General features: G+C 39.6%; 16 protein-coding genes and 1 pseudogene. 11 read left to right on the top strand and 6 right to left on the bottom strand.

Annotated elements, in window-relative coordinates; genetic code table 11:
• Positions 1-14: 14 nt before the first annotated feature.
• Positions 15-719: a hypothetical protein gene (locus V6Z54_RS03025; protein ID WP_338527958.1), complete on the top strand. Its 705-nt coding sequence runs from the start codon at positions 15-17 to the stop codon at positions 717-719.
• Between the two features lie 30 nt (positions 720-749).
• Here the strand turns inward: V6Z54_RS03025 and V6Z54_RS03020 are convergent, their stop codons facing one another.
• From V6Z54_RS03020 to V6Z54_RS03000, 5 genes are all read right to left on the bottom strand, one after another.
• A complete protein-coding gene (locus V6Z54_RS03020; RefSeq protein ID WP_041089514.1) occupies positions 750-1,295 on the bottom strand; it encodes a histidine phosphatase family protein in 546 nt (181 codons plus the stop codon).
• Between the two features lie 62 nt (positions 1,296-1,357).
• The gene (locus tag V6Z54_RS03015) at positions 1,358-1,555 is read right to left on the bottom strand and encodes a hypothetical protein (RefSeq protein ID WP_041089516.1); all 198 of its coding nucleotides are present in this window, start codon (positions 1,553-1,555) and stop codon (positions 1,358-1,360) included.
• 142 nt (positions 1,556-1,697) lie between these two features.
• On the bottom strand, positions 1,698-1,967 hold the full coding sequence (locus V6Z54_RS03010) for a hypothetical protein (protein ID WP_073979596.1): 270 nt from the start codon (positions 1,965-1,967) through the stop codon (positions 1,698-1,700).
• 65 nt (positions 1,968-2,032) lie between these two features.
• Positions 2,033-2,722, bottom strand: coding sequence for a DUF1963 domain-containing protein (locus V6Z54_RS03005; RefSeq protein ID WP_073979595.1), 690 nt, complete (start codon positions 2,720-2,722; stop codon positions 2,033-2,035).
• A gap of 18 nt (positions 2,723-2,740) precedes the next feature.
• Positions 2,741-3,544 (bottom strand): DUF2262 domain-containing protein, encoded by an 804-nt coding sequence (locus tag V6Z54_RS03000; RefSeq protein ID WP_041089522.1) that lies wholly within the window; start codon positions 3,542-3,544, stop codon positions 2,741-2,743.
• Between the two features lie 541 nt (positions 3,545-4,085).
• Here V6Z54_RS03000 and V6Z54_RS02995 point away from each other — a divergent pair.
• Both V6Z54_RS02995 and lepB read left to right on the top strand, forming a co-directional pair.
• Positions 4,086-6,026 carry an LTA synthase family protein gene (locus V6Z54_RS02995; RefSeq protein WP_041089524.1) on the top strand — a complete coding sequence of 647 codons (1,941 nt, stop codon included), beginning with the start codon at positions 4,086-4,088 and terminating at the stop codon, positions 6,024-6,026.
• A 155-nt stretch (positions 6,027-6,181) separates the two neighbouring features.
• A complete protein-coding gene (lepB, locus tag V6Z54_RS02990) occupies positions 6,182-6,748 on the top strand; it encodes a signal peptidase I (protein ID WP_073979592.1) in 567 nt (188 codons plus the stop codon).
• A gap of 41 nt (positions 6,749-6,789) precedes the next feature.
• Here lepB and V6Z54_RS02985 read toward each other — a convergent pair whose 3' ends face one another.
• Positions 6,790-8,085: a homocysteine synthase gene (locus tag V6Z54_RS02985; protein WP_041089528.1), complete on the bottom strand. Its 1,296-nt coding sequence runs from the start codon at positions 8,083-8,085 to the stop codon at positions 6,790-6,792.
• 265 nt (positions 8,086-8,350) lie between these two features.
• On the opposite strand from V6Z54_RS02985, the gene V6Z54_RS02980 reads away from it, so the two are divergent.
• The 8 genes and pseudogenes from V6Z54_RS02980 (at position 8,351) to V6Z54_RS02945 (ending at position 14,403) form a co-directional block, all read left to right on the top strand.
• Positions 8,351-8,506 carry an FbpB family small basic protein gene (locus V6Z54_RS02980; protein WP_039177358.1) on the top strand — a complete coding sequence of 52 codons (156 nt, stop codon included), beginning with the start codon at positions 8,351-8,353 and terminating at the stop codon, positions 8,504-8,506.
• Positions 8,507-8,671: 165 nt separating this feature from the next.
• Positions 8,672-9,439, top strand: a complete 768-nt coding sequence (locus V6Z54_RS02975) for an ABC transporter ATP-binding protein (protein WP_073979591.1) — start codon at positions 8,672-8,674, stop codon at positions 9,437-9,439.
• 302 nt (positions 9,440-9,741) lie between these two features.
• Positions 9,742-10,176, top strand: a pseudogene (locus V6Z54_RS02970) (LLM class flavin-dependent oxidoreductase); the annotation flags it as partial.
• 541 nt (positions 10,177-10,717) lie between these two features.
• Entirely contained in the window at positions 10,718-10,930 is a 213-nt protein-coding gene (locus tag V6Z54_RS02965) for a hypothetical protein (protein ID WP_012009371.1), read from the top strand.
• Positions 10,931-11,045: 115 nt separating this feature from the next.
• Positions 11,046-11,792 (top strand): ABC transporter ATP-binding protein, encoded by a 747-nt coding sequence (locus tag V6Z54_RS02960; RefSeq protein ID WP_039177374.1) that lies wholly within the window; start codon positions 11,046-11,048, stop codon positions 11,790-11,792.
• Positions 11,770-13,236: a hypothetical protein gene (locus V6Z54_RS02955; protein WP_305960907.1), complete on the top strand. Its 1,467-nt coding sequence runs from the start codon at positions 11,770-11,772 to the stop codon at positions 13,234-13,236. The genes V6Z54_RS02960 and V6Z54_RS02955 overlap by 23 nt, the downstream gene beginning before the upstream one ends.
• Positions 13,220-14,125, top strand: coding sequence for a PqqD family protein (locus V6Z54_RS02950; RefSeq protein WP_338527681.1), 906 nt, complete (start codon positions 13,220-13,222; stop codon positions 14,123-14,125). The genes V6Z54_RS02955 and V6Z54_RS02950 overlap by 17 nt, the downstream gene beginning before the upstream one ends.
• Entirely contained in the window at positions 14,122-14,403 is a 282-nt protein-coding gene (locus V6Z54_RS02945) for a hypothetical protein (protein WP_041089539.1), read from the top strand. The genes V6Z54_RS02950 and V6Z54_RS02945 overlap by 4 nt, the downstream gene beginning before the upstream one ends.
• Positions 14,404-14,470 lie beyond the last annotated feature (67 nt).

Here is a 14,470-nt window from a genome sequence, read left to right as displayed (position 1 = left end):
AGGCGGCGATGTTATTGCAAACGAAGACGATATTACAGACCATCATTGAAGACGAGGGATTACATGATTATCTGCTTTTTAGACAGTACTGTGTGAGAAAAGAACAGGGCCTGCGTAAAGATGCGCTAAAAGTTCTTCAGGCCTTTATTGAAGAGATGAAAGAGAACGATTTTGAAGTACAGCGTTCATTTGTTGCTTGGCTGTTTGAGAAGATTGAACGGTTTGAGGATGGTCATCATTTGCTTATGTATCCATTGGTAATTGGGTTGATACAGCCTGTTCTACAAGAATGGGGGAAGGTTGGTCCAATGGATGTGAGACCATATCGCTGGCAGGGCTTGTTTGTACATCAGGGAGAAGGACTGCCCTATTTATTGAAAGCGCTAGAGCTTGGAGGCAGCAATGAGCAGCGTGTCATTGTTCAAATTTGCGAAACCTATTTATCGGCTTTATGGTATTCGTTTCATCATATACATGAAGATCTTTATTTAAGCACCTATGAGAAAGACCAAGAGCGAATTCAAGGTATTGAAGATGTCATGATGCTGATTGAAGATAAGAGGATTCGCACTAATGTTGAAAAACAAGCAGCCTATTATGATCAGCTTTTATCGGACTGGAAGAAATTTCAGCAAACGGAGACAAGAGGCTTTATGAAATGGTGTGCGGAGCGTAAGAAGCCGTATGAGTGGGTAGAGGCTTTTTATTATCAACAATAGATGAGGAAACGGCAGAATTCATTCTGCCGTTTATTTATGCCATATTCGTTCTATTTCTACATGATCTGGTTTGAAATATTTCAGGATATAGACATCTGGATTGCTTAGTTTCTCCCACTCTTCGAATCCAATCGTTGGATCGGCGTGTTTAAGAAGCAGGCTCATGATATTGCCATGTGTGACGAATAGGGTATGATCTTTTTCTAATTTTATTTGTTCGTGGAATGCTTCTACAATACGATTCATGGCTTCTTGGCTCGATTCTCCGCCTTCACAGGTCATATGTAAATCCGTAAAACTGAGCTTTAGTTTCTCATACCAATCGTCTATTGGTTTGCTGCTTAATACACGTTCAGAGAGGCGCTGATCGATTTTTATCTCGAGCTGTTTTGCATGAGCAAGTGGCTCAGTAGTTTGGATCGCTCGTTTATAAGGACTTGAGATAATTTGATTGAGATGAATGCTGGAAAAAAACTGTGCCAGTTCATGAGATTGAGTGATGCCTTGTGGCGTTAAAGCTGCATCTTTAGATTGTCCATCTGCTTGGCAGTGTCTGACGATATAATATGTTTTCATTGGATACACCTTTCATTGAGTATAAAAAAATCATCCAGTATTGGATGAGGGTTTACGAAGATCTAGGTAAGCTTGTTCGTATCTGTTTCTTTATAGGGATCTGTGAGCTTGGAGGTCAGGTCTAGGTTGAACAAAAAATCATCGACGGTGTCTGTGCCAAAGGGAAGTGTGGAGAAGTTGATTGGGATGCTGTCCTCTTGCTTTTCTGAAGCGATCTGCTGTACAGGCTGCTTTTTTCTCCAGTTCTTAAACAAGCGCATGTGAGGCCCCCTTTTCTTTGAAAAAGATGGATTTATACATAATATACGGGGAGAGTTGTCCAGGCGTCAAATGTTTTCTTCAAAAGGAACGATTCAATTGATAAAAAAAGAGCCACAGGAAAGTGCGGCTCTTGTTGTCAGTTTACATTGCGCGTTGTAATGCTTGTAGTAATTTACGTTCGCATCTTAAGTTGTATCGCTTCTTATGGAGTTTCTCCGTTTTAAACCTGCCTATGAGACGCCGGACACCGGGATCATAAATGATGAGCTCCCTGCATGTTTGATCATGTAATAGTGCTTGAAACCAGCTATATTTTTTGAGATGTACCGCGTTCCTTGAGATATCCTCTTCGTCCACTTGTAGAAAAGGGATATACACAGCAAGTGAAAACATGTCTAAAATGAATCCCATTTTGCTTCCTCCTTTCATATTATTCATTACGCTTAGGAGAAAGGCAAAGTTTCATTCAATAAACGTTAAAAACAATCCCAGTGCATAAACCATTCTTTTGATTCTTTGTCATAATAGAAATACATTGTGCCGTTATCACCAATCATGAAACGAGGTTTTTCTTCTGAGGCGATTTGCAGCATGAATTCGCCTTGTTGTTGATGGGGTGGGGATTGAATATACGCCCCATATCCACCGATTTTTGTGAACGAATAATTTGTGTATTGATTAAAAAAGTGGTCCGTCGCTTCTTCACTTTCGTTTACTTCTGTTAGATCCACATATGACCATGCTTCTTCCCAGCAAGGGAAGTCCCTTTGCTCACTTTCGTTCCAGTGGATTTGAAAGGGTTTGAGTCCTCTCACTTCTTCAGGAGTCTCAGCTACTTCTAAACCACCGATTGATGAATATTCAATGAGCTTCCAGCCTTCGCCGTTTTTGGTGATATCAATCGGAAGCGTTTTCTGATTGAGAAAAATTTGAATCAACTTACAATCATTGAAGCCATTCAATCCTCCTGGCACTTCTGGTAAATAAATTTGTAAAATCGGAATCATGGCGCCATCTTGATCTGTCGGCCAGCCTTGATGAGGATCGATGAAAAAATGGCCAGCAAACCAGCTGTGTACAGCTGGATCAGGACGGAAGCCGCCAATTTTGGCGATGGCTGGCGCTTTCCCAATTAAATTTAATTCTTGAAAAGCTTTGATCTCCATTTATTGTCCCTCCAGCTGTTAACCTGCAATGTGTGCATCTAGAAATGTTCCATTTATATTTCCTGTGACAATAATGACATGTCCCCAAAATAAATCACCGTCATGATAGTAGACTTCAAACTCTCCCTCAGGGTAAACATGCAGGCTTTCAAGTGAAATGCGGCTCATAAATTGATTCAGTGTGAGTTCTTCTTGCTTTTCAGCTGATTCGTCTTGTTCCTGCCAATCCTTTGCTAGATCTATCAGCTGATTCGCGGCAAATGATTTAATAGAAGAATCCCATTTGGCTTGTTCTTGTATGAGTTGTTTTGCTGTAGAAAGAGAGTCATTTATTTTTTCATCTTCTTCAAGGTTGAAGTAGAGAAGGCACTCTTCATTGCTCCATTGGATTGTCTTTTCAAATAAGTCTAGCCCTTTTACTAACTCAAAGGTGCCAAGTATGTCATCATGATAAAACACAGGCTTTTGGGCTGCTTCTAAAATTTCTTGAAGTGCTTGATCCTGTGTACCTGTATTGATCAAAGATACAAGCATGAATTCACCTTCACCTTTTCGAATCTGAAGTGTAACGATTGATTCTTTATGTAATTGTGCCTGCTTTTCCCTTAATCCATCGTCATCTGTTAGCCAGCAAAGTCTTACATCTTCGGTTGTGATATGTCCGTTTTCCTTCCAAGCAATCAGTGGAATAGAAGCGGTCCAAAGAGGTACCTGTCCTGCTTTCCCTGCCCCTACGCCAGAAGGTCCTGTAACAGCAATGATAGTGACTATATCTTCTGAAAATCTTTCTTCAAAAGTGTTGATTTGTTTGTTAATCTTCATGTGATGTCCTCCAGCTCGATATTTTTGTTATGAACATAAGGATGATATGATCAAAATCTACCTCTTAATCACACCGCACATCAGTAGGGGAAATCAAGCTTTTTTTGTTTAAAACTGCTTTTTTAGGGTGGTACATGGATAAATGGAGGTTGAGTCACAATAAAAGAAGCATGGATCGAATTTTGTATAAATTTGGGTAAATGAGTCGAAAAGCCTAGGTTATTCTTCCTTTTCTTTATAATTACTTTGACACGAATAGATGAAAAAAGTAAAGTAGTACTGAGTGATTTACAAAACCTTCTTCGTCCACTAAAACATGAAGTGTGCGTAAATTTTATGTAAATGGATATTTTTCCTTTTATTTACTCGTATTTTTTTTGAAACTTATGATGCTCCTCATTCGTTATATTAAAGGAGCGCATGTATCCGGCGGAGACAGAGAATCGGAATGCTCGGCGAAGAAGATTTACATTTGCAAAATGAATGTAAATTTTTTATGATTTCATTTATATCAGAACGATGATAAGAAAGAAGAGGTTTTATGAAAAAAATATTTGCGAACAAATATAGCTTTTTTGTATTGGCTGTCCTTTTATTTTGGGCAAAATCGTACACAGCTTACAAAATGGACTTTAATTTAGGAGTGAAAGGTTCTTTTCAAGAGGGTCTTCTCTTATTAAATCCATTTAGTTCAGCCATTGTGTTTTTGGGACTGGCTCTCTTTTTGAAGGGTCGTAAATCTGCCATTGTTTTAATTGTCATTGACTTTATTATGACCGCACTTTTATATGCGAATGTAGCGTACTACCGTTTCTTTGATGACTTTTTGACTTTCTCCACAATGAAGCAGGCAGGTAATCTTGGAGGAGGCATGACTGGCGGTGTGTTATCAAGTATTAAGCCGCATGACCTTTTATACTTCCTTGATATCATCATCTTAATTGCGATTGTCATTTGGAGACCAGAAGTGAAGAAGTTCCAAATGAAAAAAACATTTGCACTACTGATTGTGGCTGCAGGTGTAGGACTATTCTTTGTAAACCTTCATTTAGCTGAAAAGGACCGCCCTGAATTATTAACAAGAACGTTTGATCACAAGTATGTTGTGAAATACTTAGGCGTTTATAATTATACGATTTATGACGGGGTGCAGTCAGCACAAAACGCAACACAGGTAGCGAATGCGAGCAGTGAAGATTTAACGGATGTTGTGAACTATACGTCTTCTCACTATGCGAAGCCAAACCCAGAGTATTTCGGTAAAGCAAAAGGGAAAAACATTATTAAAATCCATTTGGAAAGCTTCCAGACTTTTTTAATTGACTACAAACTCAATGGAGAAGAAGTAACGCCGTTTTTAAACAAACTGGCTCATGGTAAAGATGACTTTACGTATTTCGATAACTTCTTCCATCAGACAGGTCAAGGAAAGACAGCTGACGCTGAGCTCATGATGGATAATAGTATGTTCGGCTTGCCAGAGGGAGCAGCGTTTGTGACAAAAGGTGAAAATACCTACCAATCACTCCCTGCCATTCTAGATCAAAAAGCAGGCTATACGAGCGCAGTGCTTCATGGGGACTATAAATCTTTCTGGAACCGTGACACGATTTATAAACATATGGGATATGATCAATTCTTTGATGCTTCCTATTACAACATGGATGAAGAAAACCTTGTGAATATGGGTCTGAAGGATAAACCGTTCTTCAAAGAATCAATTCCAATGCTAGAATCAATGAAAAAGCCATTTTATGCACATTTAATGACACTAACAAATCACTATCCATTTAATTTAGATGAAAAAGATGCGACAATCGCTAAGGCAACAACTGGCGATAAAACAGTGGATAACTATTTCCAAACAGCAAGATATTTAGATGAGTCATTAGAGCAATTCTTCAAAGACTTGAAAAAATCAGGTATGTATAAAGACTCAGTCATTTTATTATATGGTGACCATAACGGTATTTCTGAGAACCATAACCGTGCTATGAGTGAAATTCAAGGGAAAGAAATTACTCCTTATCAAAATGCACAAAACCAGCGTGTTCCGCTTATGATTCGTATTCCTGGTAAAGAGGGCGGCGTGAACCATACGTTTGGCGGAGAAGTCGACGTCATGCCAACGCTTCTTCACTTACAAGGTATTGATTCAAATGAGTACGTGAATTTTGGAACAGATTTATTCTCTAAGAAGCATGATCAAACTGTTGCATTCCGTAACGGAAACTATGTGACGCCGAAATATACACTTGTAGATAACACTGTCTATGATACGAAGACAGGCAAAGTGGTGAAACAAAATAAAAAGACAGAGGCGATTAAAGCCCGTGTCGATAATCAGTTAAGCCTATCAGATAAAGTGCTTTACCGGGATCTTCTTCGATTCCATAAGCTGTCTGATTTTAAACCAGTGAATCCATCTGATTATTTCTATGGTAAATCAAAAGAAAAAGAAGCGGATTCTTCTGCTAACTAACTGAGTTTTGGGCAAGCACAGAAAGGTGCTTGCCTTTTTCTCTCTCTTTGCTTGATTTGTTGGCAAAATATGTTTATATTTAGGGAGAAACAAGCGTGACGCCGGCTGGTTGCTGGTGAAACACATTTCGTCCTTGGGGAATTCAGGAGGAGCTTATGACAACAAATACAACAACACAAAAAAAGAAATCAGAATTATGGGGCTGGATCAAAGCCATCTTAATCGCATTTATTGCTGTTTTTATCATTCGGAACTTTTTATTCGCACCGTACATTGTGAAAGGGACTTCTATGAAACCAACACTGCAAGACACAGAGCGGGTTTTTGTGAATAAAACGGTTGATTATTTCGGTGATTATAAACGGGGACAGATCATTGTTCTTGATGGGGAAGATCGCAGCACTCATTATGTCAAACGATTGATTGGTTTACCTGGTGATAAAATTGAAATGAAAGATGATCAGCTATATGTCAATGGTCAAAAAGTGGCAGAGCCTTACTTAGCGTCAAACAAAAAGAAAGCAGCTGCGGCTGGTACTTTGCTGACACCTGATTTTGGCCCTCTGACTGTTCCAAAAGGAAAGTACTTTGTCATGGGGGACAATCGCCAAAATTCAATGGACAGCCGCAACGGCTTAGGTCTTTTTACAAAGCGTGATATTCAAGGAACTACCTCATTTGTATTTTATCCTTTCCAAGACATTCGATTACTCAATCATTAATAAACAAGAAAAAAGCACACAGCCGTGTGCTTTTTTCTATGTCATTCAGACTGACTTTTGGTAATCGCCTGTTCAAGATCTGCAAGAATATCTTCAATCGCTTCTGTTCCAACAGATAAACGAATGAGCTCTGGTGTGACACCTGTCGCTTTTTGTTCTGCCTCGCTTAATTGTTGATGCGTTGTGCTGGCAGGATGAATGATGAGAGATTTAGAATCGCCCACGTTTGCGAGATGGGAGAAAAGCTTCACAGAATCAATGAGCTTTTTACCCGCTTCGCGTCCACCTTTAATACCGAATGTAAGGATCGCGCCTTGTCCTTTTGGTAAATAGGTTTGAGCAAGTTCATAGGATTCGTGACTTTCAAGGCCCGGATAGCTTACCCAATCGACAAGAGAATGATCCTGTAAGAACTGTGCTGTTTTCAACGCATTTTCACTATGCCGCTCAAGACGAAGGTGTAATGTTTCTAAGCCTTGCAGAAGTAAAAATGAGTTGAATGGAGACAGAGCTGCCCCTAAATCACGTAAGAGCTGTACTCGTGCTTTTGTGATATAAGCCGCTTCTCCAATCGCTTCTGTATATGTCAGACCGTGATAACTTGGATCTGGTTCAGTCAGCCCTTTGAACTTATCGCTGTCAGCCCAAGGGAATCGGCCGCTATCAACGATGACGCCGCCAATTGATGTACCATGACCGCCAATAAATTTCGTCGCTGAATGGACGACAATGTCTGCACCGAACTCAATAGGTCTTAATAAATAAGGACTGGCGAGTGTGTTGTCCACAATAAGCGGGATATGATGCTTGTGTGCAATGGCTGAGATGGCTTCAATATGTAAAATGTCGCCTTTTGGATTCCCAATGCTCTCTGCATACACTGCCTTTGTTTTGTCTGTGATCGCTGCTTCAAGTTCTTCAAGGTTGGATGAGTCGACGAATTTTACTGTAATTCCGAGTTTTTTGAGTGTATGGGCAAATAAATTGTAGGTGCCTCCATAAAGACTGCTTGAGGAAACGATTTCATCCCCGGCTCCTGCAATGTTTAAAATAGAATAAGTCGTCGCTGCTTGCCCAGAAGAAACAGCAAGTGCACCAATCCCACCTTCAAGCTCTGCGATACGCTTTTCAAATACGTCATTTGTCGGGTTCATAATACGTGAATAAATATTTCCCGGTTCCTGAAGACCGAATAAATTCGCTGCATGATCACTATCTCTAAAACCAAAGGAGCTTGTTTGGTAAATAGGTACGGCTCTTGAATAGGTTGCTGAATCAAGCTCCTGACCTGCGTGAATGGCTTTTGTTTCTAAACGAAATGGACGTTCTTCTGACATGTGTGTATCCTCCTTTTGTTAGATAAAACCAACTGTTTTGATAAGAAATATTTAATAAGACTATAAATCTTGTTCCCTGCTCGGTCAATCATTTTTTAGATAAATCTGAAAAAACAATAAATATAGTTGACAGGTAGGAATAATATGTATTAACATGAGCATACTGAAAACGCGAACAAGAATGGCTGATCGGTTAACCGAAGGCTCTATCACTCAAGCATGAGTGAAGAGCCTTTTTTTATTTGAATGAGAAAGGATGATGAAGATGGAAAAAAAGAAAAAACGAAAAAAATACAGAAAACATATGGATATCACACTAGACATCTTAATTGAGCGGAACAAATATGAGATTTACAGCAGCAAGGAACGAATAGAAGCGATTTACGATCGGATTGATGAAAAGCATACAAGGACAAAATAACTATTTTATAAAATTGAGTTGATTTATGGGATTAATATGATTTAGGATGGTGCTAACAAATCAATATGATTAGCTGATCGGACAACACGAAGGCTCTTATCTCTTTTTTGGGGATAAGGGCCTTTCTGTGTATGTATCTGATGGCAAGAGGAGTGGAGGGTTTCAATGACGATTTCAATTGATATTGCGGATAAATCCTTTTGGAAAGACAAACAGACCATTCGGGTACTTGAAGACTTAAGATTGAACATCATTCCCGGGGAATTTGTAACAGTGATAGGTCCAAGTGGATGCGGAAAAAGTACGTTGCTAAAAATCATAGGCGGGCTCGACACAGCGTATGATGGGCAAATTTTGATAGGGGACAGACGGGTCACAGAACCAGGAATGAAACAGGGCTTTATCTTTCAGGAACACCGCCTGTTTCCATGGCTGTCAGTCGAAGAAAACATAGCGGCCAATTTCAATTTAAAACAACAGGATGTACGCCGTAAAGTGGATGAATTGATAGAAATTGTTCGATTAAAAGGATTTGAGCATGCCTATCCACATGAGCTTTCAGGAGGAATGTCGCAACGGGTTGCTATTGCGAGAGCACTCCTTCGTGATCCGGAGATATTATTGCTTGATGAACCATTTGGTGCGCTGGATGCATTCACACGAAAACACTTGCAGGATGTGCTGCTGGACATTTGGCAGGAGAAAAAAACAACGATGATGCTCGTTACTCATGATATTGATGAATCGATTTATTTAGGAAATGAAATTGTGCTCTTACAAGCGAGACCTGGCCGAATCCATAAAATTCTTCCTGTAAACCTGCCTTTTCCGCGTGATAGAACATCAACCTCTTTTCAACATTTAAGACAAAAGGTGCTTTCAGAATTTGAGAAAACAGATGAATTGTTACTAACTGATGGATCAGGGATTTAGGGAGGGGAAATCGCATGAAAAAGATACAAATGATCGTGATTTTTTTGAGTCTTCTCCTTGTTTTAGCAGGGTGTGGTCAAGCAGCAGACGGCTCAGAAAACAAGGTGAAAGAAATTCGGATTGGGATTCAGCAAAGTTTGAGCCCGCTGCTTTTAGCAAAGGAAAAAGGGTGGTTTGAACAATCATTTGAAAAAGAAGGAGTGAAGGTAAAGTGGGTGGAGTTTCAAAGTGGTCCTCCCCAATTTGAAGGACTTGCTGCAAATCAATTAGATTTCTCGCAAGTTGGAAACTCACCTGTCATAGCAGGTCAGGCAGCGGAACATCTGATTCTTCATTTAGATCAGAAAACAATTGATGAGGCGCAAAAAGTTTTACAGGGGATGGACTCAGTAGGTCAAAGACGGATGGTGGAATTGCATCAAGGGAGGAAAGACAAACTTGAAATCAGCCCAAATCTTTGGGCAGGTATTGGTTTAGTACGCGGCGGTGCAGGAACAGCACTCGTCGGAGATCCGCAAACAGTAGCAGATCGGATCATAGGATACCAGTCTCTAGGTATTGATACATTTATATTTTCTGGCTACCCGCACCTAGAAGAAGCTTATTATTTAGCAGAGCTTGTTTTCCCGCTCCTTCCATTCAAAAGATCGGGGGATACAGGACTCTCTGTGCCAGCTGGTGAAATCATTGGGAACAATCATTTTCCAGATGCAGCCTCTGCTGCTAGTTCCTCATAAATATGAAAAAGCAAAGCAGTCTGCGATGGCTGCTTTGCTTTTTTTCATAGAATAGGAGCGAGTCATATGTTGTGTACCGCTGAACAAAGTAAGGGCTTTTTTCCCAATCGATTTTCTTGTATATACATATTTTCAGAGACAAGAGAAGAAGGAAAATATACTCACTCTTTTATCGGAATGATCAGTAAATATTTCATAATTGGTGTTATTGCGACATATAATCAGGACTTTTATATCTGATATATCGGAGGAATTCTTTCTATCTTACAAAAAAGAAAGAATGAAAATGATAGATGATAAATATGAACTATTTGAAAAAGAGAAGATAAAAGATGGTTCAAATTACATTATATGGGTTTTGTAGTTCTTAAGAGGTGTTAAAATCTAGTAAATAAGAGAGGGTTTAAACAGATGAAAGTGAATAATTGAATAAAAAGTCACATTTTAATCAAATGTATGTTCGGTCAAAAATGGGATGTTCTGTAGATGTTTGGCGTGTGACGCCTATGATACGATCATCATAAGCTGGGAGGTGAAAAGTATGACTTATGCAGCGCCGCAAGTTGACTATTCCACTATGGAACCTGCTATTATGGACCAAGCTTGGTTCTTAGTATTTGTTGCTGTCCTTCTTGGATTGGGAGCAACAGTCGTTCTAGGAGCAGCAGTTTGGTGTATCGCAAACGGCAAGGGTAGCTTTACAGGTGCCGTTCAGTGGGAAAGTGGCTTAAAAGTCCAAATTGAATGTAAGTAGCTATACTTAGGATTCATCTTTTTACTTCTTAGATAAGACACCAGGGCTAAACCGTCTGTGGCGGGCGGTTTAGCCTGATCTGTTTTTAAAGAATATGCAGACACTTGGAGGTTATATGTTTACGATCGAGAATTTAACCAAAACGTATAAAAATAACGTGACTGCTGTCAATGATTTTCATTTAAAGATCGACCCTCATCAAATCGTTGCTGTTGCTGGACCGAATGGTTCGGGTAAAACAACGATGATTAACTGTATACTTGGCATCATTAAGCATACAGAAGGAAAAATTCATTTGCAGGGCGTCACTAATGATGAACCATCCTTTAAAAAACAAGTAGCCTATGTTCCAGATGACTTGCTGCTCCCTGAAGCATTGACTGGTGCTGAATATTTAGAGTTTGTTTCTTCTATGTATGAATGTAAAACAATTCACAGAAGAAATCAACTAATTGAACTGTTTGATATGGACTCGGCTTTATCAAGACCGATCGAAACCTATTCACATGGTATGAAAAAAAAGACACAGCTGATTGCTGCCTTTATGCTTAATAGTCAATTGGTGATCATGGATGAGCCCTTTAGAGGACTTGATATTGAAGCGGTTATAAACACAAAGAAACTGATGAAGCGGTATGCCGAGCACCATGGTGCGATCTTGCTTTCAACGCATGATATGCTTTCAGCGGAAGAGCTGTGCCAGAAAATCGCCATTATTTCTAAGGGAAATAAAATGGATGAAGGGACAGTCTCAGCCTTAAAGGAGAAGTATCAATCAAGCACATTGGAACAGGTGTTTCTGAAAGCTTCAATGTTAAGTGATAGGGGTGCACATTTTGATGAAATCATTAATCATTTCTAAAATGATGCTTAAAATGTGGCAGCAGGAGATGTATAAGCTCTTTGATACTCAAACGAAGCGGATCATTGTGGTCTTATTCTTTTTGTTTGCCGTCACAATGGGGGCCATTATCGGATACAGCTTTACAGGTGTCTTTATGAAGGCTTTTTTAAATGGAGATGAACGGTCACTTGGATTACTCGTTGTCTCAATGGCGATCAATGTCTCTATTTTTACAAGCTTGTTATTCGTTTTGATCAAGGTCAGAACACCTGAACAAGACCGGTTTTCTATGCAGCTCAGCTGGTTTCCGCTCTCTACCTTTCAGAAAAGTTTTGGATACTTCATTCCGATGGTGACAGTGGTGGCAGGACTTGTTTTATTTTTTATCGGTATTCTGCTTTTACCTAATTTTATTGCCCAGGGAATAGGTATTTTCTTTATCTTTACTTTCTTTTTGATGGTGCTTTTGCAGTCGCTTTTTGTCTTAATGCTCCTGCAGTTTATTTACAATATCACTTATTTACTCGTTTTGAAATTAAAATTACCGTTGCAAAAATTTGCAGCGATATTTGTTTTATTGGCACTCGTTGTGGCGTATGGATTGACGCATTTTGATATTAGCCAAATTCAGCAATCATATCTACAGTTTGATTATCATTTGATGTATTTTACAGCACCGTTTTTCTTAGCGGCACAAGGAATGTCACCTGAAGGGGTGAATTATGCCATCTTGATTCTGTTCATCCTCTTATCAGCAGGCGGCGCATTTCTTTCTCTTGCGATGATGCCGATTATGGCAGAGAAAAAAGCGTTAACCTTTTTACACAAGCTGCCATTCTCTTCTTCAAAAAAGTGGTCACTTATTGTGAAGGAAATGAAGTCACAGGTACGGAATGAAGAAAACATTTTAAACTTTCTTATTCTTCTCATAGTGATCTTATTCGTTCGTTATCAATTTGGATTCCGCTTTGAAGAAGAAGCGTTTTTTGTTCTATGTGCTCTTGCTGGATTAACAGCCTTCAATTCGTTTGGCAATGATAAACGAATGCTGGGGATGTATAAAACATTTGGCCTGAGATCCTGGGAAGTGGCTTTGTATAAGTTTATCGGTCTTCTGCTTGTTGGTGTACTGCAAATTGTTTTATTCATGCTGACAACGCTGACGCTTCCTGATCAAATTTGGCACGTGTTGATTGGTGCCGCTGTCTTATGCAATGCCACTGCGCTCTTTTATGTAGTAGGTATTTTACTTCCTCTTGATCGAAACAATCCCTACACAGGCATATTTTCATTTGGAGCGCTTATTCTACTCATGATTCCGATTGTTTTTATTGGGAACTATGTCATAGGGGCATCGAGTCAAACGCTTCAATGGCTGCTTGTGGCTGCATTTGAGGGTCTGCTCATCTTTGCCATATACAAAGGTTTTTCATGGAGGTATTCACATGATTCAACTTCTTAACAATAAGCTAAAGATTGAGCGGGTACCGGAACTAGCGCCGTATGTGACCTTACAAAAGAGGCATCTTACGGATACGCAGTATGGAAGCACACTCCCGATCAATGAAAGTGCTTATCATATGTTAACAAAAGTGGACGGTAAAAGAACAGAAGCGAGTATTACCGCAGAGCTCGCCGATTTGTTTCAGGTCGATGAGTCGGTGATTGCTCGTGACTTTTATCAGCTGATGACGGGATTGAATCAGCATCACTTGCTGTCTATTCATTATCATTCACCATATCGGATTGTGACAGCCTGCTGTCAATTTTTCAAGCAATATCAAGTCAAAATGAAGGAACGATTTGATTGTACTGGTCACTCGTTCCTTCACATTTTTGGAACGGCTTTGCTCATGGTGACGCGTAAAATCATTTTTTTCTGGATGCTTTTTATGATCATGGCAGGGCTCACCTTTTTATTCATTCCTGATCCATCGATTGCAGCCATTGCCATTTATTTTACGATTATTTATTTCGGGTTAATTACCGGAACTGCCTTACATGAGGCGGCACATGGCTATGCGCATCGAAAATTTGCAGGGCGAGATGGTCCTCAAGGCTTTTTTGCGAGTGACATGATGTCAGTGAAGTTTGTAAGACCCGTGTTAGATCCGTTTAAGAAGAAGCAGGTGTGGATCACACTGCTTGGACCGCTCGTTCCCGGTGTGATTGGCGCAGCAGGCATCATAGTGACCATTTTATTTCTAAAAGAAAATCCGGTTTCGACAGGTTTTTTCATTTTTTCAATCTCGTATTTTATTCAATTACTCTATCTTCTTCCGTTTATGGGGGATGGTAAATCCATTATGAAGCAGCTATTGCTTGGGGGAATGGGAGGACAACGATCATGAACGTACAGGCGATGAAACAAGGCGCAATAGTTGGTGGTTTTTTAGGGTTCTTAGGCTTTCCGATGCTGACAATCGGCGTACTGTTCTATCATTTATTTCAATCAAAAACGAATGATGCTTTATTATTTAACAGTCTCGCTTTTGAAATGGAAGGCTCGTCCGCATTTACTTTTCAGATCAAGCCAAACTTTTTTATTTATATGATTGTGATTTTTGCTGCGAGTTTTCTCATTGTGGCATGCCTATCAGCAATAAAGCAGAAAAGAGCGAAAGGTTAGGAGAATTCTCCTAATCTTTTTTTGTATAACAAACCAAATTTTAGTATAATAAGAAATAAAAAACATC

Source organism: Bacillus sp. MAG717A (genome assembly GCF_036884855.1).
Taxonomy (GTDB): Bacteria; Bacillota; Bacilli; order Bacillales; family Bacillaceae; genus Bacillus; species Bacillus safensis.
The sequence above is the reverse complement of the archived record's forward strand: the minus strand, read 5'-3'. Positions and strand labels throughout refer to the sequence as shown.